The organism is Jannaschia sp. Os4 (assembly GCF_016820245.1).
Taxonomy (GTDB): domain Bacteria; phylum Pseudomonadota; class Alphaproteobacteria; order Rhodobacterales; family Rhodobacteraceae; genus Jannaschia.
The window spans coordinates 56,626-80,305 of sequence record NZ_JAFCAR010000006.1 but is presented as its reverse complement, the minus strand read 5'-3'; the positions used below and the strand labels follow the sequence as shown (position 1 = coordinate 80,305).

Annotated in this window: 24 protein-coding genes; 6 read left to right on the top strand and 18 right to left on the bottom strand. The window is 71.9% G+C overall.

What is annotated here, in order from left to right; genetic code table 11:
* Positions 1-15: 15 nt before the first annotated feature.
* The 6 genes from JQC91_RS17225 to JQC91_RS17200 form a co-directional block, all read right to left on the bottom strand.
* The gene (locus JQC91_RS17225) at positions 16-2,517 is read right to left on the bottom strand and encodes a DEAD/DEAH box helicase family protein (RefSeq protein WP_203288803.1); all 2,502 of its coding nucleotides are present in this window, start codon (positions 2,515-2,517) and stop codon (positions 16-18) included.
* Positions 2,514-3,008: a hypothetical protein gene (locus tag JQC91_RS17220; RefSeq protein WP_203288802.1), complete on the bottom strand. Its 495-nt coding sequence runs from the start codon at positions 3,006-3,008 to the stop codon at positions 2,514-2,516. Before JQC91_RS17220 ends, JQC91_RS17225 begins: the two co-directional genes overlap by 4 nt.
* Positions 3,009-3,074: 66 nt before the next feature.
* A complete protein-coding gene (ugpC, locus tag JQC91_RS17215; protein ID WP_203288801.1) occupies positions 3,075-4,136 on the bottom strand; it encodes a sn-glycerol-3-phosphate ABC transporter ATP-binding protein UgpC in 1,062 nt (353 codons plus the stop codon).
* 199 nt (positions 4,137-4,335) lie between these two features.
* Complete coding sequence (locus JQC91_RS17210; RefSeq protein WP_203288800.1) at positions 4,336-5,202, bottom strand: carbohydrate ABC transporter permease; 867 nt, start codon at positions 5,200-5,202, stop codon at positions 4,336-4,338.
* Between the two features lies 1 nt (position 5,203).
* Positions 5,204-6,082, bottom strand: coding sequence for a sugar ABC transporter permease (locus JQC91_RS17205; protein WP_203288799.1), 879 nt, complete (start codon positions 6,080-6,082; stop codon positions 5,204-5,206).
* A gap of 72 nt (positions 6,083-6,154) precedes the next feature.
* Positions 6,155-7,474, bottom strand: coding sequence for a sugar ABC transporter substrate-binding protein (locus JQC91_RS17200; protein WP_238941659.1), 1,320 nt, complete (start codon positions 7,472-7,474; stop codon positions 6,155-6,157).
* Positions 7,475-7,565: 91 nt separating this feature from the next.
* Between JQC91_RS17200 and JQC91_RS17195 the strand changes: the two genes are divergently transcribed.
* On the top strand, positions 7,566-8,255 hold the full coding sequence (locus JQC91_RS17195) for an RraA family protein (RefSeq protein WP_203288797.1): 690 nt from the start codon (positions 7,566-7,568) through the stop codon (positions 8,253-8,255).
* Between the two features lie 10 nt (positions 8,256-8,265).
* Here the strand turns inward: JQC91_RS17195 and JQC91_RS17190 are convergent, their stop codons facing one another.
* From JQC91_RS17190 to phnD, 5 genes are read right to left on the bottom strand one after another with little or no spacing between them, the layout of a single operon-like run.
* Positions 8,266-9,138 carry an HAD hydrolase-like protein gene (locus JQC91_RS17190; protein WP_343070008.1) on the bottom strand — a complete coding sequence of 291 codons (873 nt, stop codon included), beginning with the start codon at positions 9,136-9,138 and terminating at the stop codon, positions 8,266-8,268.
* Positions 9,138-9,953, bottom strand: a complete 816-nt coding sequence (gene phnE, locus JQC91_RS17185) for a phosphonate ABC transporter, permease protein PhnE (protein WP_203288794.1) — start codon at positions 9,951-9,953, stop codon at positions 9,138-9,140. Before phnE (JQC91_RS17185) ends, JQC91_RS17190 begins: the two co-directional genes overlap by 1 nt.
* Position 9,954: 1 nt before the next feature.
* Complete coding sequence (gene phnE, locus JQC91_RS17180; RefSeq protein ID WP_203288847.1) at positions 9,955-10,746, bottom strand: phosphonate ABC transporter, permease protein PhnE; 792 nt, start codon at positions 10,744-10,746, stop codon at positions 9,955-9,957.
* Between the two features lie 29 nt (positions 10,747-10,775).
* On the bottom strand, positions 10,776-11,570 hold the full coding sequence (gene phnC, locus JQC91_RS17175; RefSeq protein ID WP_203288792.1) for a phosphonate ABC transporter ATP-binding protein: 795 nt from the start codon (positions 11,568-11,570) through the stop codon (positions 10,776-10,778).
* A 52-nt stretch (positions 11,571-11,622) separates the two neighbouring features.
* Positions 11,623-12,591, bottom strand: a complete 969-nt coding sequence (gene phnD, locus JQC91_RS17170; protein WP_203288790.1) for a phosphate/phosphite/phosphonate ABC transporter substrate-binding protein — start codon at positions 12,589-12,591, stop codon at positions 11,623-11,625.
* A 145-nt stretch (positions 12,592-12,736) separates the two neighbouring features.
* Between phnD and JQC91_RS17165 the strand changes: the two genes are divergently transcribed.
* On the top strand, positions 12,737-12,991 hold the full coding sequence (locus tag JQC91_RS17165; protein WP_343070007.1) for a type II toxin-antitoxin system prevent-host-death family antitoxin: 255 nt from the start codon (positions 12,737-12,739) through the stop codon (positions 12,989-12,991).
* Positions 12,992-13,008: 17 nt separating this feature from the next.
* Positions 13,009-13,386: a type II toxin-antitoxin system VapC family toxin gene (locus JQC91_RS17160; protein ID WP_238941655.1), complete on the top strand. Its 378-nt coding sequence runs from the start codon at positions 13,009-13,011 to the stop codon at positions 13,384-13,386.
* Between the two features lies 1 nt (position 13,387).
* Here the strand turns inward: JQC91_RS17160 and JQC91_RS17155 are convergent, their stop codons facing one another.
* Genes JQC91_RS17155 through dctP form a run of 5 tightly spaced genes read right to left on the bottom strand, consistent with a single transcriptional unit; the run spans position 13,388 to position 19,073 of the window.
* Positions 13,388-14,881 carry a malonyl-CoA synthase gene (locus tag JQC91_RS17155; RefSeq protein ID WP_203288788.1) on the bottom strand — a complete coding sequence of 498 codons (1,494 nt, stop codon included), beginning with the start codon at positions 14,879-14,881 and terminating at the stop codon, positions 13,388-13,390.
* On the bottom strand, positions 14,878-16,146 hold the full coding sequence (locus tag JQC91_RS17150) for a malonyl-CoA decarboxylase family protein (protein ID WP_203288786.1): 1,269 nt from the start codon (positions 16,144-16,146) through the stop codon (positions 14,878-14,880). The genes JQC91_RS17155 and JQC91_RS17150 overlap by 4 nt, the downstream gene beginning before the upstream one ends.
* Positions 16,143-17,459: a TRAP transporter large permease gene (locus tag JQC91_RS17145; RefSeq protein WP_203288783.1), complete on the bottom strand. Its 1,317-nt coding sequence runs from the start codon at positions 17,457-17,459 to the stop codon at positions 16,143-16,145. Before JQC91_RS17145 ends, JQC91_RS17150 begins: the two co-directional genes overlap by 4 nt.
* Positions 17,459-18,049, bottom strand: a complete 591-nt coding sequence (locus tag JQC91_RS17140; RefSeq protein WP_203288782.1) for a TRAP transporter small permease — start codon at positions 18,047-18,049, stop codon at positions 17,459-17,461. The genes JQC91_RS17145 and JQC91_RS17140 overlap by 1 nt, the downstream gene beginning before the upstream one ends.
* Positions 18,050-18,104: 55 nt before the next feature.
* Complete coding sequence (dctP, locus tag JQC91_RS17135) at positions 18,105-19,073, bottom strand: TRAP transporter substrate-binding protein DctP (protein WP_203288844.1); 969 nt, start codon at positions 19,071-19,073, stop codon at positions 18,105-18,107.
* A gap of 139 nt (positions 19,074-19,212) precedes the next feature.
* On the opposite strand from dctP, the gene JQC91_RS17130 reads away from it, so the two are divergent.
* Both JQC91_RS17130 and JQC91_RS17125 read left to right on the top strand, forming a co-directional pair.
* Positions 19,213-19,869, top strand: a complete 657-nt coding sequence (locus tag JQC91_RS17130) for a GntR family transcriptional regulator (protein ID WP_203288780.1) — start codon at positions 19,213-19,215, stop codon at positions 19,867-19,869.
* A 121-nt stretch (positions 19,870-19,990) separates the two neighbouring features.
* Positions 19,991-20,224: a hypothetical protein gene (locus JQC91_RS17125; RefSeq protein WP_203288778.1), complete on the top strand. Its 234-nt coding sequence runs from the start codon at positions 19,991-19,993 to the stop codon at positions 20,222-20,224.
* A 38-nt stretch (positions 20,225-20,262) separates the two neighbouring features.
* Here JQC91_RS17125 and JQC91_RS17120 read toward each other — a convergent pair whose 3' ends face one another.
* Both JQC91_RS17120 and JQC91_RS17115 read right to left on the bottom strand, forming a co-directional pair.
* Positions 20,263-21,363: a M56 family metallopeptidase gene (locus JQC91_RS17120; RefSeq protein ID WP_203288776.1), complete on the bottom strand. Its 1,101-nt coding sequence runs from the start codon at positions 21,361-21,363 to the stop codon at positions 20,263-20,265.
* The gene (locus tag JQC91_RS17115) at positions 21,356-21,760 is read right to left on the bottom strand and encodes a BlaI/MecI/CopY family transcriptional regulator (protein WP_203288774.1); all 405 of its coding nucleotides are present in this window, start codon (positions 21,758-21,760) and stop codon (positions 21,356-21,358) included. Before JQC91_RS17115 ends, JQC91_RS17120 begins: the two co-directional genes overlap by 8 nt.
* Before the next feature lie 178 nt (positions 21,761-21,938).
* Here JQC91_RS17115 and JQC91_RS17110 point away from each other — a divergent pair, with 178 nt between their 5' ends.
* Positions 21,939-23,678: an ABC transporter substrate-binding protein gene (locus tag JQC91_RS17110; protein ID WP_203288772.1), complete on the top strand. Its 1,740-nt coding sequence runs from the start codon at positions 21,939-21,941 to the stop codon at positions 23,676-23,678.
* Positions 23,679-23,680 lie beyond the last annotated feature (2 nt).

Below are 23,680 nucleotides of genomic sequence, written 5' to 3'. Positions count from 1 at the left end.
CGCGGGGTCCACGCATTAGGCCCAGACCGTGCCGCGGCGCGGCGCGGGGGCGTCGGCCAGCTGCACCATCCGCGCGCGCAGCAGGGCGTGCCGCCCCTCCACGGTGCGGGTGTAGGCCAGCCGGGCGGGGCCGACATGCCGCCGCCAGCCGTCGAGCAGGGCCGTCGCGCCGTCGCGGTTGCGCCCGAGGTCGCCGGGCACGGCGTGGGGGGCGATGCGGAGGCGGTCGCCGAGGTAGCTCTCGCGCAGGAGCAGGTAGCGGGGATTGCCGACCGGCCCGAGGAGATCGGCGAGGAGGGACTGGAACCGCGTCTCCTCGGGCAGCGTCCCCCCGCGGAGGGCCGCCCACGCGAGGCCGTCCTCCGTCCCCGTCTCGACGGAGAGCGCGGCGCGCGGCGTGCGGACGAGCCCCGTCTCCGCCATGGCGTGCAGGAGCGCCGCGCCGGCTTGGCCGAGGCTTCCGGCCAAGGTGCCGTGGCGCGCGAGCCGCAGCAGCGACGGGGCCGTCGGCACCGCCAGCGCGCCCGCCGCCGCCAGCGCCGCCACGCCGGTCCAGAGGCCCCCCGACAGCGTGCCCCAGCCGACCCCGAGCGCCGCCGCCGCGCCGATCCGGGGCACGGCGCGCGTCAGCACGTCGGTCCGCACGAGGCCGCGCGGCGCGGTCGCGGTCGCCACCCGGTGCCGGAGCCGCGGGGAGGGCCCCCCTGCCTCCAGCGCCGCGTCCCACGCCCGCGCGAGGCCCGCCCCGTCGCGGGCGCGCGCCGCCTGCCGCGCAGGGTCCGCCTCGCCGGGGGAGAGCCAGCCGGAGCGGATGGAGCCGCGCACGGGATCGAGATGCACGAAGGTGTCGAATCGGGCGCGCAGGTCGTCCACCTCCGGCCCCCCGCCCTCGGGGTCGGCGACGGCGACGTGCCAGATGTTCGCCGTCTTGCCCGGCGCGGCGGGGTCGCGGCGGATCGCGCGCCCGCGCATCTGGTTGGACGACACGAAGGAGGCCACGTTCGTCGCCAGCACCAGCGCGTTCAGCGCGGGCAGGTCCCAGCCCTGTCCCAGCAGCGCGCGCGTGCCGATCAGCACCCGGACGTGGCCCGCCGCCACGAGGTCGGACATCCGCGCGACGCGGTCCGCCCCCGCCTCGAAGGTCAGGCGGACGTAGCGCGGATCGTGGGGCAGGGGGCGGGCCGCGACCCCTTCGCCGCGCGGCGCGGCGGCGGGGGCGATGCAGAGCGAGCCGGTCAGCACCCCGAGGTCGTCCGGCGCGCCCGGCCCGGCGCGCAGCCGCTCGAAGGTCGTGCCCGCGTCGGGGCGCCCGGCGCGGCGGTCGGCCCGGACGCGGCCCGCGACGGCGTCGGGGGCGAAGGCGCCCGGCTCCTGCGCGGCGAGGGTGACGGCGCCCGCGCCGACATGCTCGCACAGGATCGCCATGCGGAGGTCCGGGCCGAGCGTCCCGCGCTCCACGTCCACCGCGTCGCGGACCGCCTCGAACAGGTCCGGCGCGTCCCGCAGCATCGTCCGCCGCCGCGCCCCGCCCGGCGGGATCGACACCCGCCCGCGCGCCAGCGCCCCGTGCCGCCGCAGCAGGGCCACGACCGCGGCGGGCAGGTCGTCGCGCAGCCCGCCGCAGAGGGTCTGGAGCCACGCGTCGGTGACGGGGGGGATCGCGATCCCGCGCAGCCCGAGGACGCGCAGCGCCTCGGCGGGCGGGTCGCGCCCTGCGTCGGCGAGGTAGACGATCATCGCGGCCACGAGGTCCGGCGCGGACAGCAGCGCGTCGAGATCGGAATGCGGATCGCGCATCCAAGGATGCCCGAGAAGCAGGTCGCAGAGGTCGGCGCGCCCGCGCAGCGCGGCGCGCAGATCCGCGTCCGCGCGCGCGAGGTCCGCGTGGCCGGACCCCGGCGGCAGGCGCACGAGGCGGACGAGGTCGCGATGGGGCACGAGGTCGCCGGTGCGGACGAGCTCCGGCACGCCGATCTCGGCGTCGACGGGGCCGGCGAGCGCGTCGTAGCGGCGCCACTCGGCCCCCGACACGTCGTAGGGCGGGGTGGCCGTCAGCGCGACGGAGCGGGCGTCGACGCGGTCCCCGAGATCGGCGAGCGCGGCCCACCACGCGCGGCGGAGGTGGTGCGCCTCGTCGAGGATCAGCGTGCCGAACCCGGCCTCGGCCAAGGGCGCGAGGTCGCCGAGGGCGTGGAGCGCTTGGTAGGTCGCCACCGTCATCGGGGCGGGCGCGCGCAGGTCGGTCGAGACCCAGCCGGGCCGCGCCCCGTCGAGGAAGAGGTCCGCGAGCCGGTCGATCCACTGGTTCCGGATCGCGAGCGAGGGGGAGAGGATCAGGGCGGGGCGCCCGAGGCGGCGCATCACCTCCAGCCCGAGCACCGTCTTGCCCGCGCCGGGGGCGGCGACGACGTGGAGGCGGTCGTCGTCCATGTGCCCTTCGAGGTCGGCCAGCACGCGCGCCTGATAGGCCCGCCACGGATGGCGGAACCGCATCGCGGCGAAGGGGCCGTCGCTCACGCGCGGCTCTGCGGCAGGCGGGCGAGCTGCAGGTCGAGCACCTCCATCGCGGCCTCGACCCGCGCGAAGTCGGCCTCGACCAGCGCGGCGTCGAGCCGGTCGAGCACGTCGAGGTGGTCGGCGAACTGCGCGCCGAGCGCGTCGAGGCGGTCGGCCTGCTCGGGGCGGGTGCGAGCCTCGAGGTCGGCGTAGTCGTCGGCAAGGTCGGCCATGACGGCGGCGTGGTGGCCGGCGAGGCGGCGGATGCCGCCGGGGACCGCCGGGCGGGCGCGGACATGGGCGCGGATGCGCTCGAGCCGCTCGGCCATGTCGCGGAAGGTGGTCGCGCGCGGCGCGGCGACGCGGTCGGCCGCGCCGCGCAGCCGGTCCGCCGTCCCGGCGAGGCGGCGCGCCGTCCATGCGCGGCGGTCGGGTCCGGCGCCGCGGCGGCGCCAGAGCAGCGCGCCCCCGGCGATGGCGAGGAGGGCGGCTGCGCCGATCACGATCTCCACGGTCCGCTCCCTCCCCGGTGGCCCGATCGGCTGCATCGCACGGGCGGGCGCGGGGATCGAGGGGCGTCAGGCGTCGCGCAGGCGGAGGCCGGTCTCGGGGTCGAAGAGGTAGAGATGCGCGGGGTCGAGCGTGATCCCCACGACGTCCCCTTGGTCGAGCCTCAGGTGCCGGTCCCCGCGCGCGATGACGCGCTGGCGGCCCCATTGCACGGTCAGCAGCGTGGCCTCGCCGGTGTTCTCGAAGGCGTAGATCGTGGCGTCGATGGCGCCCGCGCCCGCCTCGGTCACGGCGATGTCGTCGGCCCGCACCCCGAGCACCGCCGCCGCGCGGTCGGGGCCGGCGACGTGGGCGAGGGTCTTGCCCCCCGTGGTGACGAAGGCCCCGCCCTCGACCCGCCCGTCGATCAGGTTCATCGCCGGGCTGCCGATGAAGCCCGCCACGAAGAGGTTGGCGGGGTCGTTGTAGATGTCGTCGGGCGTGCCGAGCTGCTGGATCACCCCGTGCCGCATGACGGCCACGCGGTCGGCCAAGGTCATCGCCTCGATCTGGTCGTGGGTGACGTAGACGGTCGTGATCTTCAGCTCGCGCGAGAGGTGCTTCAGCTCGGCCCGCATGGTCACGCGCAGCTTGGCGTCGAGGTTCGACAGCGGCTCGTCCATCAGGAAGACCTTGGGCGTGCGGACGATGGCGCGGGCCAGCGCCACGCGCTGCCGCTGCCCGCCCGAGAGCGCCTTGGGCTTGCGGTCGAGGAACTCGGTCAGCTCCACCTGCTCCGCCGCACGGTCCACGCGGGGGCCGATCTCGGCCTTCGGCACGCCGCGCACCTTGAGCGGGTAGGCGATGTTCTCGCGGATCGTCATGTGCGGGTAGAGGCCGTAGTTCTGGAACACCATGGCGACGTCCCGGTCCTTGGGCAGGTCGTCGTCGACCCGGCGGTCCCCGATCCAGATCTCGCCGCTCGTCGGATCCTCCAGCCCCGCGATCATCCGCATCGTCGTGGTCTTGCCGCAGCCCGAGGGCCCCAGCAGCACGAGGAACTCGCGGTCGTGGACATGCAGCGACTGGTCGTCGACGCCCACGAAGTCGCCCCACCGCTTGGTGAGGTCCTTGAGGATCACTTCGGCCATGCGGCGGCTCCCGGTCGTGTTACGCGCCCGCGCGATACGACCGCGTAGCGGTCCGCGCATCGCCGGGCCGTCCCCCGGCCCGGCGATCGGTCTGAGGTTCCCCGACGCGGGGGCGTCGTGCGGGGGTGATGGATAAAGTGCTTCGCGGTCGGGTCGGCTCGCCGTGCCACGGCCCTGCGATGCGCTCCGTTCCGCATCTTCACCGCACCGCCCCCATCGTCATCCCCTGCACGAAGTATCTCCGGATCAGCAGCGCCAGCACGAACATCGGGACCATGATGATGATCCCCGCCGCCGAGAGCAGGTTCCACAGGTCCCCCTCCTCCGCCTTGAAGAGCGCCAGCCCGATGGGCAGCGTCACCGCCTCCTTGTTGGTGAGGATCAGCGCGAAGAGGAACTCGTTCCACGCGATGATGAAGCAGAAGATGCCCGCCGTCAGCAGGCCGGGCGCGGCCATCGGCAGGACCACGTCGCGGATCACCCGCAGCCGCGAGGCGCCGTCGACCATCGCGGCCTCCTCGGTGTCGATGGGGATGCCGTCGATGAAGCCTTTGATCATCCATATCGCGAAGGGCATCACGATGGCGAGGTTCACGAGGATCAGACCGAGGCGCGTGTCCAAGAGCCCGATGTCCCGGAACATCACGAAGAACGGCAGAACGATCACCACCGCCGGCACGAACTGCGTGGCGAGGATGATCACCAGCATCGTGGTCTCGCCGCGCAGGCGGAAGCGCGAGAAGCTGTAGGCGGCCATGGTCGCCACCGGGATGGCGAGGACCACGGTCACGGTCGCCACGAGGGTCGAGTTCCAGAGCTTGGCGCCCAGCGAGTAGGGCGGCTCGAACACGGTGGCGAAGTTCTCGAGCGTGGGCGTGAACCACAGCGACAGGGTGTAGACGTCGCGCAGGTTCTTGAAGGCCGCGAGGAAGATCCACGCGATCGGGACCAGCATGATCGCGATGGCCACCACGATCAGGACGATCTGGACCGTGCCGAGCGCGCGGCGCCGCTGGCGGCCCGAGAGGCCGAAGCGGCGGGGGTCCGGCGGGGGGGCGAGGGTCATCTCAGTCCTTCCGGAACACGAACTTGGCGTAGGCGAAGGTGAGCGCGACCATCGGGATCACCATGATCCATGCGACGGCCGCCGCGTAGCCGATCTGCCCGTACTTCATGCCCGCGAAGTAGATGTAGTGGCTGAGCGTCTGGGTCGCGTCGCCGGGGCCGCCGTTGGTCAGCATGAAGATCTGGTCGAACGCCTTGAGCGAGAAGATCGCCTTGAGAATGACGACCACCGCCAGCACCGGCAGGAGCTGCGGCAGCGTCACGTCGCGGAACACCCGCCAGCCCGACGCGCCGTCGACCTGCGCGGCCTCGATGGTGTCCTGCGGCACGCTCGCCAGCCCGCCGATCAGCACGAGGGTGAGGAAGGGGATCCAGCCCCAGACGTCGGCCATCACGCAGACCGCGAAGGCGAGCGTCGGGTCGGCCAGCCACGAGATGTCGGCAAGCCACGGGAACATCACCCCGAAGAACGCGTCGAAGAGGCCGAACTCCGGGTTGAACATGAAGCGGAACGACACGCCGATCAGCGCGGGGCTCATGGCGAAGGGCAGGATCAGCAGCGTCTGGACGCCCGAGCGGAACCGCCCGCCCGGCGCCAGCAGCAGCGCGAGGCCGAGCGCCAGCAGCGTCGTCGCGGCGACCGTGACAACCGTATAGACCGCCGTCACCTGCACGGAGTTCCAGAAGGCGGGCTCGTAGAGGAAGGCCCACGCGTACTGGTCCCAGAGCGGGTCCATATACTGGTCCATCGAGCCGGGGCGCGACAGGCGGCCGTTGGTCGAGGACAGGCGCAGGGATTCCCACAGGGGCCAGATGGCGGTCGCCAGCACCACGACCACGGCGGGCGCGACGAGCAGGTATTTCAGGGTGTCGTCGCGCATCGGTCCATCCGCCGGGAAGGGCCGCCCCGCTGGCGGGGCGGCGGAGGCGGGCCAGGACGGCCCGCCCGTGGATCAGCGCGCGATGCAGCCGGAGCGCGTCAGGACGCGCGTCGCCTGCTCGGCCGCGTCCGTCATCAGCTGGCGGGTGTCGCCGCCCGCCGCCGCCTCGGCGATCGCCGCCGAGAGCAGGTCGCCGACCTCGGGCCATTCCTCGATCTGGGGCATGATGTCCGAGTTCTCGAGGGACGCCCACGCCGCCTGCTGGATGTCGTTGTTGGCGGCGTTCACCTCCGGGTCCTGCAGCGACGAGATGTGCGTGACCACGTTGTTGACGATGGCCTGCCCCTCGACCTCGCGCTCGATGGCGTTGGCCTTGTCCATCTCGGGGTTGGAGAGCCACTTCATGAATTCCCACGCCGCGTCCTGGTTCTCGGAGTAGGTCGAGATCGAGAACGGCATGGAGATCGCGTAGGTCTCCGTCCGGCCTTGGTAGGAGGGCATCCCCGTGAAGGCGACCTGCTCGGCGGTGAGCGTGGACTGCTCGGGGTTGGTCATCGGCGAGTAGGCCCACCACCACACCGGCATCATCGCGCTGTTGCCCTGCTGGAAGCTGATCCGCGCGTCCGCCTCGTTGAAGCCGACGGAATCGGGGTTGGTGATCCCGTGCACCGTGTGCAGCGCGATGTAGTCCTCCGTGGCCGACAGCGCCTCCTCGGAGGTCCATGCGGGTGTGCAGTCGTCGTTCAGGATGTCGCCGCCCGCGGCCCACACGAAGTTGAGCCAGACGAACAGGTTCTGCCGGTTGCCGTCGTTGACGTAGTACATCGCGAGCGGCGCGATGTCGGGGTTCGACTCCTTCAACTCCTTGCCGATGCGGATCACGTCGTCCCACGTCTGCGGCGCCTCGTCGATCAGGTCCGAGCGGTAGAACATCAGCTGCGGATGCGCCCGCAGCGGGAAGCCCATCGTCTCGCCGTTGAACGAGGCCGAGGCCGCGAAGGCCGACGGGTAGCGGTCCATGGAGATGCCGTCGCGCTCCAGCAGGTCGTCGATCGGGCGCAGCCAGTAGCGGTTGGGCGGCCCCCACGTGTCGAGGTAGTTGACCACGTCGAACGTGCCGTTGGCGGCGACGCCCTCGGCGTTGAGCTTCTCCTGCAGGCCGCCGAAGGGGATGAACGTCCACTCGACGTCGATGCCGGTCAGGTCGGTGAACTCGTCGTCGCGCAGCATCAGCCCGTCGAACTGCGGCGTGACCACCGACAGAACGTTCAGCGTCGTCCCCTCGAACGGCTTGTCGGGCAGGAGGCCGTACTCGATCTGGTGCCCGTCCGCATACGCGGCCCCCGCCGCGACGAGCGCGCCCACCGACGCGCCGTAAATCCAAGTCTTCATTGCGGACCTCCCAATCCAGCACTCCCATTGCGGGCGAGCGTAACGGGGGTGCATACGATTGCAACGATTAACGCGGGCCGGGAGGCGAATCTTGGATACCAGTCTGCTCGACCTGCTCCGGTCGGTCGACACGCCGACCGTCTGCAACGCCATCGAGGTCGCGCAGGGGCGGCGCGGGTTCGACGCCTTCACGCGGGGCACGCCCGTCGCCTCCGAGCCGGGGGCCGCGATGGTGGGCTACGCCCGGACCGCGCGCATCCGGGGCACGACCGCTCCGACGGAGCCGAAGGACGAGATCCGCGCCCGCCGCATGGCCTATTTCGAGCACATGGCCGCCGGGCCGCGTCCCGCCGTCGCGGTGATCGAGGACGAGGACGACGCCCCGCTCGGCGCGTGGTGGGGCGAGGTGCACGTCGCCGTGCATCTCGGCCTCGGGATGGCGGGCGCGCTGACCAACGGGCTGGTGCGTGACCTCGGCGACCTCGACCCGGGCTTCCCGGTGCTCGCGGGCGGGGTGGGGCCGAGCCACGGGTTCGTGCACGTCACGGGCATCGGGACCGGGGCCACGGTGATGGGGCTGCGGGTCGAGGACGGCGACCTCGTGCACGCGGACCGCCACGGCGCGGTGGTCGTCCCGCCCGGCGTTCTGCCCGACCTGGGGGAGGCGATCGCCACGCTGCACCGCAGCGAAGCGCTGATCCTCGGCCCGGCCCGCGAAGCGGGGTTCGACATTGAGCGGCTCCGCACCGCATGGGCCGCGTTCGAGGCGGCGCGGACCTGAGGCGCGGGTCCTACGGGTCGGGCATCACGAAGTCGGGGCGCAGGCTGGTCGCCTCGACCGCCGCGCGCCAGTCCCCGCCGCGCAGGATGCCGTGCCCCGTGATCAGCGCCGAGGCGACGCCCGCCACCTGCGCCCCGAGGATGTCGGTATGGGGGCTGTCGCCCACCATCACCACGCGGCCCGGATCGGGGACGCGGGCGAAGGCGAGGTCGTAGATGGCGCGGAACGGCTTGCCGTAGAAGGTGGGCTCCACCCCCGTGCGATCGGCGAGGCGGTGCGCCCAGAGCCCCGGCTCCCGCGAGGGGCCGCCCTCGCGCGGGGCGGCGAGGTCGGGGTTGCCGCAGAGGACGGGGCGGGGGCGCTCGCGCAGCGCGTCCTCCAGCAGGGCTTGGCGGCGCTCGGTCCAGCGGGCGGCTCCGACGAGCAGGAAGCCCTCGGCGGCGGCGTAGGGGGCCGGGTCGTCCTCGAGGAAGATCGTCCGCCCGAACCCGTCGAGCGGCCATGCCGGGTCCGCCATGACGCCCCAGAGGCGGGGCGGCTCGGCCCGCAGCGCGTGGAGCAGGGCGTGGCGGGAGGTGACGACGTCCTCGGGCGCGAAGCCCATCCCGAGCCGGTCGTACTTCTCCATCAGCTTGGCATGGGGGAGGCCCGCGGCGTTGGAGACGATTACGAGGCGTTTGCCCCTCGCGCGCAGGTCCGCCATCCGCCCGGCCGCGCCGGGGATCGCGGTCTCGCCCACGTTGAGCACGCCGAACGCGTCGAGCAGGAACGTGTCGAAGCGGTCGGCGAGGGCGGCGAGGTCCGCCACCTCCTCGCAGGCCCCGCCCGCCGTGGCGGGGGGAAGGCGGGGGCGGACGGCTTCGTAGGCGGCGACGAGGTCCACTAGATGATCGCGCCGCGCACCTTGGCCGAGACCCATTCGGAGATGACCACGGCGGCGAGGATCACGAGCAGGATCAGCGAGACCTGCGGCCACGCCAGCGTGTTGAGCGAGCCCTGCAGCTGAAGCCCGATCCCCCCCGCGCCGACGAGGCCGAGAACGGTGGATTCGCGGATGTTGATGTCCCACCGGAACACCGCGATGCCCGCGAAGGCGGGGGCGATCTGGGGCACGATCCCGTAGGCCATGACCTGCCAGCGCGACGCGCCCGTGGCGGTGATCGCCTCGACCTGGGTGCGGTCGATCTCCTCGATGGCCTCGTAGAGCAGCTTGGCGCAGAAGCCGATGGAGCGGATGGCGATGGCGACGACGCCCGCGAACACGCCCGGCCCGATGATCGCGATCAGCAGGAGTGCCCAGATCAGCGAGTTGATCGAGCGGGTCGCGACGATGATCAGGAGGGCCACGGGCCGCACGATCAGCGCCGAGGGCGTGGTGTTGCGCGCGGCGAGGAAGGCCACGGGGACGGCGAGGACGAGGGCGATCAGCGTGCCGAGCGTGGCGATGTTGATGGTGTCCCAGATCGGGCGTCCGAGGCGGGCGATGTACTCCCACCGGGGCGGGGTCGCGCGGTCCCAGATGTCGCCCGCGATGCGCGGCGCGTCCCACACGAAGAACCACGTCGTCGCGTCCGAGATGCGCTGCCAGCAGAACAGGAACACGGCGAGGCCCACGAGCCAGCCGAACCAGCGGACGAGGGCCTGCTTGGGCGTGCGGCGGCGCCAGATCGGGCCGGCGTCGGTCTCGAGGACGGGCACCCTACTGCACCTTCGCCCGGACCACGCCGGACAGGTATTCCAGCACCATGACGATGCCGATGATGAGGATCAGGATCGCCGCCGCCGTGTCGTACTCGTAGCGGTCGAACGCGGTGTTCAGCGTGGCCCCGATCCCGCCCGCGCCGACCAGCCCGAGGATCGCGGATTCGCGGAAGTTGATGTCGACGCGGTAGATCGACAGCCCGACGAGGCGGGGCATCACCTGTGGCTGGACCCCGTAGTTAATCCACTGGGTCCAACGGGCGCCCGACGCGCGGATCGCCTCGGCTTGGACGCGGTCCATCGCCTCGATGTCCTCGGCCAGCAGCTTGGACAGGAAGCCGATGGTCGCGAAGCTGAGCGTCAGGAAGCCCGCCAGCGGGCCGAAGCCGAAGATGGCGACCAGGAGGATGGCGACGATGATCTCCTGCAGGGCGCGGGAGACGGCGATGATGCCGCGGCAGACGAGGTAGACGGGCAGGGGGGCGATGTTGCGCGCTGCGCCGAGGCCGATGGGGATGGAGATCAGGATGCCGACCACCGACGACGCGATGGTCATCACGATGGACTCGCTCAGACCCTTCCAGATGTCGGAGGCGCGGGAGGTGAAGTCGGGCGAGGTGAAGGCGAGCACGAACTGCGCGCCGCGGTCGAGCCCCTCGTAGACGCGGTTCCAGTCGACCTCGATCGTGGAGACGGCGGCGATCAGGTAGAGGACGGAGCCGACGACGAGGGTCCAGCGGAGCCACGGGCGCCTGACGAGGGGCGGCTTGCGCCAGCCCCGGCCCAGCATGTCGTCGAGTTCGCGGTGGGTGGCGGTGGTCACGCCACCGCCTCCACCGCGTCGTCCTCGTCCACGGCCTCGATGGTCGCCTCCCAGTCCTCCTCGCCGTAGATCTCGGTCAGGCGGTCGGGGGTCAGCCCCTCGGGCGGGCCGTCGAACACGATCTCGCCGAAGCGCAGGCCGACGACGCGGGGCACGAACATCTGCGCAAGCGCGACGTCGTGGATGTTGATGATCGCCGCGAGACCCCGCTCGGCGCAGAGCTCGCAGATGAGGCGCATGATCTGGCGCGAGGTCTTGGGGTCGAGCGAGGCGGTCGGCTCGTCCACGAGCAGGAGCTTCGGGTCCTGGATCAGGGCGCGGCAGATGCCGACGCGCTGGCGCTGGCCACCGGACAGCTCGTCGGCGCGCTTGTCGGCCATGTGCAGCAGGCCGACGCGGTCGAGCAGGCGGAACGCCTCGTCCACGTCCGACTGCGGGTAGCGGCGCAGGAAGGAGCGCCAGAAGCCCACGTAGCCGAGGCGGCCCGACAGGACGTTCTCCATCACCGTGAGGCGCTCCACGAGCGCGTATTCCTGGAAGATCATGCCCATCTCGCGCCGGGCCTTGCGCAGCGCGCCGGAGCCGAGCTTGGTCAGGTCCGTGCCGTCGAGCATCACCGCCCCGCCGGTGGGCTCCACCAAGCGGTTGATGCAGCGGATCATCGTCGACTTGCCCGCGCCGGACGGGCCGATCAGGGCCAGCACCTGTCCCGAGGGCACCGTCAGGTCGATGCCCTTCAGGGCTTGGTCGCCGGTCTTGTAGGTCTTGGTCAGCCCTTGGAGGTCGAGCATGCCGGTCCTTCCGGGAGGGGGCGCGGCGACGTCCGCCGCCGCGCCGAGGTCGTCAGGAGCAGTTGTAGGAGACGCCGTTCGCCTCGTCGATCTGGCGGATCACGGACCAGAAGTCCTGATACGTCATCTCGAGGAACTGCGCCTCGCCGTTCTTGCCGAACTCCTCCTCCAGCGTCGTGCCCGCCCAGTCGAAGGAGAAGAACGCGTCGCGGATCGACTGCTGCAGCTCCGGCGTCAGGTTGTGCGCGGTGCCGTAGCCCGTCGTAGGGAAGGTCTGCGAGGTGTAGATCGTGACGAGCTGGTCGTCGGAGACCACGTCGCGCTCCAGCATCCGCTGCTTGACCGAGTTGGCGATGGCCGCCGCCGGGTAGTCCTTGTTGGCGACGCCGAGGATCGAGTTGTCGTGCTTGCCGGAGAACACGGGCTCGAAGTCCTCGCCCGCCGTCATGCCGAACTCGCTGGCCAGGATCGCCGAGGGCGCCTTGAAGCCGGAGTTCGACGTCTCGGAGGTGAAGGCCAGCTGCCCGCCCGCGATGTCCTCGACCGAGGAGATGCCCGAATCCGGGTGCGTGATGATCTCCATCTCGTAGCCGAAGGATCCGTCCTCGGCGGCCATGATGGTGAAGGGCCGGAAGCCCGCGCAGTTGACGGCCAGCGGGTTCGAGCCGGTGTTGAAGCCCGCGATGTGCAGGCGGCCCGAGCGCATCGCCTCGATCTGGGCGGCGTTGTTCTGGACGGGGAAGAAGACGACGTCCTTGCCCGTCTGCTCCTCGAGGTAGGCGAGGAAGTCGGACCATGCGGCCTCGTAGACGGCGGGGTCCTCGACGGGGGTGTAGGCGAAGATGAGCGTGTCGGGATCGACCAGTTGGGACTCGTCGGTCGGGATGTCGGCGATCAGGTCGCCGTCGGCGTCGCAGTAGCGGTCGTCCAGCGTGCCGCGCTCGCAGTCCTGCGCATGGGCGGGCATCCCCCATGCGAGCGCGGCGAGGGCGGCGGTGGCCAAGAGCTTGGCGTGGGTCATGTGTGTGTCTCCTCCCTTTGGGGCCGGCGGCCCGTGCGTCCGGTGCGCGATGGCGCCGGTTCGCAACGAAGTCGTGACAGGCCGGTGACGGGCGCGCAACAGCGGCGGCGTGGCTTGAGCGGGCGGGGCGGATGGACTAAGTCCAGTGGACCAACCCTTGGAGGGCGCGATGCGGACGGTCAACATCCACGAGGCCAAGACGCACCTGTCGCGGCTGGTCGAGGCGGCGCGGCGGGGCGAGGACATCGTGATCGCCAAGGCGGGGACGCCCTTGGTCAAGATCGTGGGCCTGTCGGCCGAGGAGGCGGCGGGGCGGCGGATCGGCTTCCTCGACGCGGCGGTGCCGGACGACTTCGACACGATGGGCGGGGACGAGATCGCGGCGGCGTTCGGCGGATAAGCGCGCGCACGGCGCTCTTGGACACGCACCTGCTGCTCTGGGCGGCGACGGGGTCGGACCGCCTGCCGGGCGCGGTGGCGGATGCGCTGCGGGATCCGGGGTTCCGCCCCGCGTTCTCGGTGGCCTCGCTCTGGGAGGTGGTCATCAAGGCGGGGCTGGGCCGCGCGGACTTCACGGTGGACGCCGCCGCGCTGCGCCGCGGGCTGGTCGCGGGGGGCTACGAGGAACTGGCGGTGGAGGCGCCCCACGTGCTGGGCGTGGGACGGCTGCCCCCGCGCCATGCGGACCCGTTCGACCGGCTGCTGCTGGCGCAGGCGCGGGCCGAGGGGCTGCCGCTGTGGACGGTGGATGCCGCCGTGGCAGGCTACGGCGCGCCCGCCGAGGCGGTGGGCTAGCTCAGGCGAAGCTGTCGGCGTAGCGCTCGCGCAGGGCCGCCTTCTGGACCTTGCCCATCGCGTTGCGGGGCAGGGCGTCGATCACCTCGATCCGGCGCGGCTGCTTGAAGCGGGCGAGGCGGTCCTCCAGCGCGGCGCGCAGCGCGTCGGGGTCGGGGGCGGCGCCCGCCTCCGGCACGACGACGGCCACGACCCCCTCGCCCATGTCGGGGTGGGCCACGCCGAACACGGCCGATTCCAGCACGCCGGGCTGGTCGTCGAGCGCCTCCTCCACCTCCTTGGGATAGACGTTGTAGCCGCCCGTGATGACGAGGTCCTTCTGACGCCCCACGATCGAGAGGTAGCCGTCGTCCGACAGCACCCCGAGGTCGCCGGTGACGAACCAGCCGTCCGGGCCCAGCTCCTCCGCCGTCTTCTCGGGCAGGTTCCAGTAGCCGGGGAACACGTTGGGTCCGCGCACCTCGATCATGCCGGTCTCGCCCGCGGGGACCGGCGCGCGGTCGCCGTCCACCACGCGCACCTCCACCCCCGGCAGCGGCAGGCCCACGGTGCCGGGGCGGCGGTCGCCGTCGTAGGGGTTGGAGGTGTTCATGTTGGTCTCGGTCATGCCGTAGCGCTCGAGGATGCGGTGGCCGGTGCGGTCGGTCCACGCGCGGTGCGTCTCGGCGAGCATGGGCGCGGAGCCGGACACGAAGAGGCGCATTCCTCCGGTCGCCTCCCGCGTCAGGCCGGGGTGGTCGAGCAGGCGGGTGTAGAAGGTCGGCACCCCCATCATCGCGGTGGCCTCCGGCATGGCGGCGAGGATGGCGTCGGGGTCGTAGCGGTCGTGGAAGATCATCGACGAACCGGCGGCGAGGGTGACGTTGGTCGCCACGAACAGGCCGTGGGTGTGGAAGATGGGCAGGGCGTGGATCAGGACGTCGTCCGCCGTGAAGCGCCACGCGTCCTTCAGCGTGGCCGCGTTGGACAGCAGGTTGTCGTGGGTCAGCATCGCGCCCTTGGACCGGCCCGTGGTGCCCGAGGTGTAGAGGATCGCGGCGAGGTCGTCGGGCGCGCGCGCGGCGACGGGGGCGGGGTCCGCGCCGTCCGCGTCCGCCGCGAGGGCGGCGAGGGTCGCGGTGCGCGCGCCGAAGCGGTCGGCGACGGGGGCGACGGCCTCGTGCGTGTCGGGGTCGCAGACCACGAGGGCCGCGCCGGAGTCGCCGACGAAGTGGTCCAGCTCGGCGGCGGTGTAGGCGGTGTTGAGCGGCAGGAACACGTGCCCGCCCCGCAGGGACGCCGCGTAGAGCGCGAGGGCGTCCGGGTGCTTGGCGACTTGGACCGCGATGCGGTCGCCGGGCCGGAGGCCGTGGGAGGCGAGCGCCCCGGCGAGGCGGGCGGCGCGGTCGGCGAAGTCGGCATAGCTCCACGCGGTCCCGTCGGGCGCCCGGAGGAACGGCCGGTCCGATCCGGCGTGGCGGCCGACGAGGGCGTCGTATCCGTGGTTCGCGGTCATCGGACCTCCTCAGGCTGGGGCGCGGGGCGCTCGGCCGCCAGCGCCCGGACGGCGTCGCTGGCGGCGATCTCGCCGGTCTCGGAGAAGCGGCGGTGGTTCCCCGCGATCTCGGGCCGGTCGTAGAGGTAGTTCACCATCACGCCCCATGACTGCCGCTGCCCCCGCTCGGAGGTGTCGGCGCCCGCGTGGACGGCGTGCAGCCGCGCCCCGTTGCCGAGGTGGAAGCGCGCGACCGGGTCGCGGGGCGCCCCCGCGGACGACTTGGCCCGCACAAGGTAGCGCGCGGCGCGGCGGCGGGCGCTCTGCGCGTCCGGCGGCGGACCCATCCCCTCGTCCTCGGCCCAGCGAGCGAGGCCCGGCACGGGGGACAGGGTGACGAAGGTCGAGAGGTTGGGCAGCGCCTCGCGCAGGTCGGCCACCACCTGCTTGATGAGCGAGTTGCCGAAGGAGATGCCCGACAGGCCCGGCTGGCAGTTCGAGATGGAGTAGAAGCAGGCGGTGTCGGCCTCGGCGGCGGGGATGGGGCTGCGCTCGGGGTGGAGGATTCCCTGCACGGAGGCGGGGATGCCGCGGGTGAGCGCGATCTCGACGAAGATCAGCGGCTCGTCGGGCATGGCCGGGTGGAAGAAGGCGAAGCAGCGCCGGTCGGGCGGCTGGAGTCGGCGGCGCAGGTCGTCCCAGCCGCCGATGTCGTGCACCGCCTCGTAGGCGATGATCTTCTCGAGCAGCGCCGCCGACGTCTCCCACGTGATCGGGCGCAGCACGAGGAACCCGCGGTTGAACCACGACGACAGGAGGTGGCGGAAGTCCTCGTCCAGCGCGGCGAGGGCCGGGGCGTCGCCGCCGCCGGCGCGGATGAGGCGCAGGAGGTCGGCGCGCATCCGGACGATCTGGCCCGTGGCGTCGGTGACCCGGTTGACCCGGCGGATCAGGTCTTGGCGCGGCGGCTCGGCGGCGGCGGCGAAGGCGCGGTACGTGTCGCGGTCGGGCGCGGCGGCGTAGGCCTCCACGGCGGCGCGCACGGCGGCGGCGTCCACGTCCATGTCCCGGGCCAGCGCGAGGAAGAGGGCGCGCTTCCCGGCGTCGTCCTGCTCGGCGTAGCGGGACAGGAGCAGGGCGGCGAGGTCACGCTGCGCGTCCTCGCCCGGTGCCCGCATCAGCGCGCGGGCGAGGTCCGAGGGCGCGCGGCGGTCGTCCTTGTCCACGGGCGGCGGCGCGCGGCGGCGGTCGAAGAGGCCGGACAGGATGTCGGCCAGCAGGCTCACAGCGACGGCCCCATCACCGCGTCGGGCAGCCACGTCGCGATGCCGGGGAACAGGCAGAGCAGCACGATCGCCACCACCATGCAGCCCACGAAGGGCAGCGAGCCGGTGAGGATGGTCTTCAGCTTGATGTCCGGGGCGATGCCGTTGATCACGTAGAGGTTCAGGCCCACGGGCGGGGAGATCAGCCCGATCTCCATGTTGATCGTCAGGACCACGGCGAACCAGATCGGATCGAAGCCGGCCGTCGTGATGATCGGCAGCAGGATGGGCGCCGCCATCAGGATCACGGCCACGGGCGGCAGGAAGAAGCCCGCCACCAGCAGGAACACGTTCACCGCCCCCATCAGCACCCAGCGGTTGACCTCCAAGGTGCCGATCCACTGCGCGATGCTCTGCGTGATGAAGAGCGAGGACAGCATGTAGGAGAACACGCCCGCGGCGGCGATGATGAACAGGATCATCACCGACTCCTTGGTCGTGTCGCGCAGCACGTCCCAGATGCGGGCGGGCGACCACAGCTTGTAGATCACCATCGCGATCAGCAGGCAGAGCAGCGCGCCGATGGCCGCCGTCTCGCTGGGCGTCGCGATGCCGCCATACATCGCGTAGAGCACGCCGAGGATGATCGCGATGAAGGGCAGGACGCGGGGCAGCACCTCGACCCGCTGGCGCAGGGTGTAGGTCGTGGGCGTCAGGACGGCGGCGTCGCCGGACCGCCACGTCGCATAGAGCGACCACGCCATGAACAGCCCCACGAGCAGGAGTCCGGGGAACACGCCGGCGAGGAAGAGGCGCCCGATGCTCGTCTCGGTGGCGATGCCGTAGACGATCATCGTGACCGAGGGCGGGATCAGGATGCCGAGCGTGCCGCCCGCGGCGATGGACCCGGCGGCGATGCCGTCGGGATAGCCGCGCTTTCGCATCTCGGGGATGCCCATCTTGCCGATGGCGGCGCAGGTCGCGGGGCTGGACCCGGACATTGCCGAGAAGAGCGCGCAGGCGCCGAGGTTCGACACCACGAGCCCGCCGGGCACGCGGGTCAGCCACCGCTCCAGCGCCTCGTAGAGGTCGGCACCCGCGCGGGTGGACGCGATGGAGGCGCCCATGAGGATGAACATCGGGATCGCGAGCAGGGCGAAGTTGTCGAGCTTGCCGAACATGATCTCGGGCATCAGCTCGAGCGAGCGCATCCCGTCGAAGATCACGAGGAAGCCCCCCGACACGATCAGCAGGCCGATGGCCACCGAGACGCCGGAGAAGAGCACCACGATGGTGGCGACGGCGACCAGGAGGCCGAGGACGAGCGGGTCCATCAGCGGCCCTCCATGACGTCGCGGGCGACCGGGGCCGCGTCGAGCGGCTCGTCGAGGCCGTAGGGTGCGTCGTGCCCCAGCATCACCGCCAGCGTGTCGGCGACGAGTTGCAGCAGCAGCAGCCCGAGGCCCACGATCAGCGACAGGTACGGGATCCAGAGGCGGACGCCCCAGACGGTGTCCGACTTCCACCCGCGCGAGAAGGCCATGTGCCAGAACTCCCACGCGTAGAAGAGCATGATGGCGACGATCAGGATCGACAGGCCCATCGTCACGTAGAACATCGCCCGCCGCGCCCCGCCCTTGAGGGCGAGCGGGATCAGGTCGACGTTCACGTGACCGCGCAGGCGCTGGACGTAAGGAAGCCCGACCAGCGTGGCCGCGATCATCAGGTAGATCACGCTCTCGGTCTGCCAGACCGTCGACTGGTTCAGCACGAAGCGCACGAAGATCATCTGGCAGGTGATGGCCACGGCGGCGACGATCATCGCCGCAGAGGCCCAGCCCGCCACCGTGCTGATCCAGCCCACCGCGCGCAGGAACGGGTTGCCCCCGTCGCGCGCGGCGTGGGCCGAGGATGCGGTCGCCATCGGGCGGCCCTCCGAAGGTTGGGAGGGGCGGGCCGCGCGGCCCGCCCCGGTCACGTCACTCGACCGACAACGCGAGGTCGAGCAGCTCCTGCCCGTCGGGCGTCTCCTCGACGAAGGCCTTGTAGGACGTCTCCTGCGCGAGCGTGCGCCACGCCTCGAACTCCTCGGCGGACATCTCGGCGATCTCGACCCCGTTGTCGGCGAAGACCTGCGCGGACTCGGCGTCCTGCTTCTTCGCCTCCTCGAGGTAGAACGCCTCGGCCTTGGCGGCGGCCTCCATCAGCGCGGCCTGCTGCTCCTCGGTCAGCGAGTCGAAGGCCGTTTTGTTCATCAGGAGGGGCTGATACATGAACCACAGCGCGTAGTCGCCGGCGGGGGTGTAGCACGCCACCTGCTCGTAGATGCGGTAGGAGACGAAGGACGAGGACGAGGTGTTCGCCGCGTCCAGCACGCCCGTCTGCATCGCGTTGTAGATCTCGGACGAGGCCATGGACGCGATCGACGCGCCCGCGCCCGCGAGCATCTGCTCGAACGCCTTGCCGGCCGCGCGGGTCTGCAGCCCCTCCATGTCGTCGGGGGAGGTGATGCAGCCGTCCTTCCCCGCGAAGCCCCCCGCGAGGTAGCCGTGCACGAGGACCACCACGTCGTCCTCGGCCAGCTTCTCCTCGATCCGGCCCATGAACTCCGAGTCGTTGAGCCGCGCGGCGTGGTCGTGGTTCTTCACGAGCCCCGGCATCAGCGTCAGGTTGAAGGCGGGCTGGCGGCCCCCGGCGTAGGAGAGCGGCAGAACCGTCATGTCGAGCTGGCCGCGGGTCAGCGGCTGATACTGCTCGCGCGCCTTGAACAGGGACGCGGAGGGGAAGATCGTGATGTCGATCCCGTCGTCGGCCACCTCGTCGGCGATCATCTGCGCGACCTGATGGCGCACGTCCGAGGTCGACCACTGGTGCGACAGCCGGAACTCGGCGGCGCCGGCGGGCAGCGCGAGCGCGGCCACCGCGAGCGCGGAAAGCGTCGTCTTCATCGTCATGTCATTCCTCCCATGGACCCGTTTCCTCCCGGTCCTGGCGGCCAAACTGCGCGATCGCCGGATGCTCTGTCAACGTTCTTGCATACAATCTGCATGCTATTGCACACGCAGCTTCGTCCGCTAGAGTCCCGGCATGGAGCAGCGACGCGCCGAGACCATCGCCGACGAGATCGAGGAGCTGATCCTCTCGGACGCCTTCGCGGACGGGGATCGCCTCGACGAGGCGACGCTGGCCGAACGCTTCGGCGTGTCGCGCACGCCGGTGCGCGAGGCGATCCAGCGGCTGTCCCTGACCGGCCTCGTCGACCTGCGCCCGCGGCGCGGGGCCTTCGTCCGGCAGCCCGGCCCGGTCGAGCTACTGGAGATGTTCGAGGTGATGGCCGAGATCGAGGCCGTCTGCGCCCGTCTCGCCGCCGCCCGGATCGAGGACGACGCGCTCGCCGGGCTGGCGGCGGCCAACGCCGCCTGCGCCGCCGCCGTCGAGGCGGGCGACGCGGACGGCTACTACCGGGCGAACGAGGGCTTCCACCTCCGGCTCTACGCGGAGTCGGGCAACCGCTTCCTCGAGGGCGAGGCACAGCGTCTCCACCGCCGGCTCAAGCCGTATCGCCGCCTCCAGCTCCGGCTCCGGGGCCGGATGGCGCAGTCCTTGGCCGAGCACCGCGAGATCATCGCCGCGCTCGAGGCGGGCGACGCGGCGTGCGCGGCGACGGCCACCCGCGACCACGTGGCGGTGCAGGGCGAGAAGTTCCGCCGCCTGATGTCCACGCGCGCCACGGCGGCCGAGTAGGCCGGCCCGGTTGCGGAGCACGTTCCGCTGCCTCGCGCATGCCGCCTCGCCGGGAATCCAGCCATGCGCCGGGCGGGGTTCGGCGACGACGTCACCTTCGGGCGATGCCTCCGAACTCGACGTGGCCGCCGACCGGACCGAGACGGTCGCGGGCCGTCCCGACGGCGAGGCGACCGGCCCCATCGGCGAGGAGACCGAGGCCGAGCTTCGTGCGGTGTGCCTGACGGACGGGCGCCCGGCGGCTCGTATCAGCTCCGCCACGTCCGATGGCGGCATCATCTCCACAGGGTCGCCGAGCCACGGGGGCCACGCCGGACAGGGACATCCCGGTCACGACCGCGCGACACTCGAATAAGCGCGGTTATGTCATCGAGATGCGGTCGGACCGTCGACTCAGCGCAGCGGTCGCTGGCCAAGGCCGCCGCCGGCCATGCGCTCGAGGTTGGTGACGGAGGACAGCATCAGCCGCTCGTGGCTCCAGTCCCCCGGCGGACGCAGCATCCACCCCGCGAGGAGGACGGATGCGCAGAGCAGCGCGAAGGCCGCGATCCGGCCGGCGCCGCCCAACGGGCGCGCGAGAGGCGGACGCGTGATCGCATCGACCCGGCGTCCGAGATGGGACCGCAGGAAGCCCGGCGCCCCCGGCGCGGCGCGCCGGAACAGAGGCGCGGTCAGCACCTTGGGCGCCGCCGCCCCCGCCGCCCGCCGGGAGGCGGAGAGCAGGCTGATGGCGTAGGCCCGCGCGTCCACGTCCGCGCGGGCGAGGCAGGCGGCGTCGCATCCGTGCTCTCGCAGGCGGCGGGCGTGGCGGACCAGCCACCAGAAGGCGGGGTTCGCGGCGAAGAGCGGCGAGAGCAGCGCCACCAGCACCTCGCGCTGGGGGTCGCGGTTGCGGAGGTGCTGCAGTTCGTGGGTCAGGGCGAGCCGCGCCTCCCCGGGGCGGCGGAGCAGATCCTCGGGCAGCACCGCATGGCGGGCGCGCGGCCCGGCGGCGGCGAAGGGCACCGCGCAGGCGCCGGTGGCGAGGATGCGGACCCGTCCGATCCGTCGCAGCACGCGGGCGCCCGCCAAGAGCGTGCGCAGCCGCCACGCCGCGAGCGCCACCGCGCCCGCGCGCAGGATCGCGGCGCCCACGATCACCGCGGCCAGCGCGGCGTGGAGCGGCTGCTCCAGCGCGGCGAGCTCGCGGGCCAGCGCCCCCCGCCACGCCAGCAGCGCGGAGAGGTCGGAGGCGGAGACCACGAGGTTGCCGCGCAGGTACTGCCCGACCAGCAGGTCGGTCCCGTTGACCCCGCCGCGCGGCAGCGGCGCGATCCAGATCAGCGTCAGCGCGAGGGCCAAGGCCCACGCGGCGGAGGTGAGCCAGCTGCGCAGGGTCCAGTCGCGGCGGCGGCCCGAGGCGACGGCGAGGCGGTCGGCGATCGCGAGGGCCGCGGCCGCCAGCAGGACGGCGGCGTTCGCGGCGATCGTCCATTCCACCAGCGTCTCAGCCATCGCCGCGCCCCATCCGCGCGTCGATCACGTCCCGGATCGCAGCGATCTCCGCCTCGTCCAGCGCCTCGTCGTCGACCAGCCGCGCGACGAGGGCCGAGGGCTCGCCGCCGAAGAGCGAGCGCGCGAGGCTGCGCAGCGAGCGCGCCTCGTAGTCGCGCCGCGTGAGCGTGGGCGCGTAGATCAGCGCGCGGCCCTGCGGCTCCGAGGTGAGGTAGCCCTTGTCGTCGAGGATCCGCAGCGTCGTGGCGACGGAGGTATAGGCCCGCCCCCCTGCCCCGTCGGCGGCGGGCGCGAGCGCGGCCATCACCTGCCGCACGGTGCCCCGGCCTAAGGACCAGAGCGCCTTCATCAGTTCCAGCTCGACGCCGGTCAGGAGTTCGCTGCGCCGTCGCGCCATCGCACGGGTCCCTCGTCCACGGGCGCACGCTGGCCCGCCTCCGGGATTCGGGCAAGGCCGACCGAGGGTCAACTGCGAATTCCTTCGTAGATACTAATTTCATAGTTGACAGATGCGTGAACGGCATGGTCGCCTCGCGGGCATCCGGCAGGTCCGGATGAAACAGGGAGGATCAGCGATGCGGACGCATCTGCTTTCGGCCGTGGCGGCTTTGGCCGTCGTCGCGGCCAACGGCCCCGCGTGGGCCGACGAGGCCGCGGCACAGCGGTGGATTGACGACGAGTTCCAGCCCTCGGTGCTCTCCAAGGAGGAGCAGCTCGAGGAGATGCGCTGGTTCATCGAGGCGGCGCAGCCCTACGCGGGCCTCGAGATCAACGTGCTCTCCGAGGGCATCCCGACGCACCAGTACGAATCCGACGTGCTGACGCAGGCGTTCGAGGAGATCACCGGCATCAAGGTCAACCACCAGATCCTCGGGGAGGGGGAGGTGGTGCAGGCCGTCCAGACGCAGATGCAGACGAACCGGAACCTGTATGACGCCTACGTCAACGACAGCGACCTGATCGGCACGCATTCGCGCCTGCAGCAGGCCTACCCGCTGTCGGACATGATGGAAGGCCCGTGGGCCGACGTCACCTCGCCGACGCTCGACCTCGACGACTTCATGGGGATCGAGTTCACGACCGGCCCGGACGGCAAGCTCTACCAGCTGCCCGACCAGCAGTTCGTGAACCTCTACTGGTTCCGCAAGGACTGGTTCGACAACGAGGAGTATCAGGCCGCCTTCCGCGAGAAGTACGGCTACGACCTCGGCGTCCCGGTCAACTGGTCCGCCTACGAGGACATCGCCGAGTTCTTCACCAACGACATCGGCGAGATCGACGGCTCGACGGTCTACGGCCACATGGACTATGGCAAGCGCGCGCCCGACCTCGGGTGGCGGATGACCGACGCGTGGCTGTCGATGGCTGGCGCGGGCTCGCCCGGCACGCCGAACGGCGTCCCGATCGACGAATGGGGCATCCGCATGGAGGCGGGCACCTGCAACCCGGTCGGCGCCAGCGTCGAGCGCGGCGGCGCGGCGAACGGCCCGGCGGCCGTCTACGCGATCCGCAAGTGGGACGAGTGGCTGCGCGCCTACGCCCCGCCGCAGGCCGCGAGCTACGACTTCTACCAGTCGCTGCCCGCGCTCTCCCAAGGCAACGTGGCCCAACAGATCTTCTGGTACTCGGCCTTCACCGCCGACATGGTGAAGCCGCGGTCCGAGGGGAACAACACCGTGGACGAGGACGGCATGCCGCTCTGGCGGATGGCGCCCTCGCCGCACGGCCCCTACTGGGAGGAGGGCCAGAAGGTCGGCTACCAGGACGTCGGATCGTGGACGTTCCTGAACTCCACGCCGGAGGACCGCGCCAAGGCCGCATGGCTCTACGCGCAGTTCGTGACCTCAAAGACGGTGGACACCAAGAAGTCCCACGTCGGCCTGACCTTCGCGCGCGACAGCACGGTGCGCGGCGAGTCGTTCACCGAGCGCGCGCCGCGTCTCGGCGGCCTGATCGAGTTCTACCGCTCGCCGGACCGGACCGCGTGGACGCCCACGGGCATCAACGTTCCGGACTACCCGAAGCTGGCCCAGATCTGGTGGCAGCAGATCGGCAACGTGAACTCCGGCTCCGCGACCCCGCAGGAGGCGATGGACGCGCTCGCCGCCGAGATGGACGACACCATGGCCCGCATGGAGCAGGCCGACGTGTCCGCAAACGTCTACGGCGGCTGCGGCCCGCGCCTGAACGAGCCGCAGGACGCGGCCTTCTGGTTCGAGAACGGGGGCGCCAAGCCCAAGCTCGAGAACGAGAAGCCGCAGGGCATGACGGTCAACTACGACGACCTCGTGGCCCGCTGGCAGGACGCCCAGTAGGG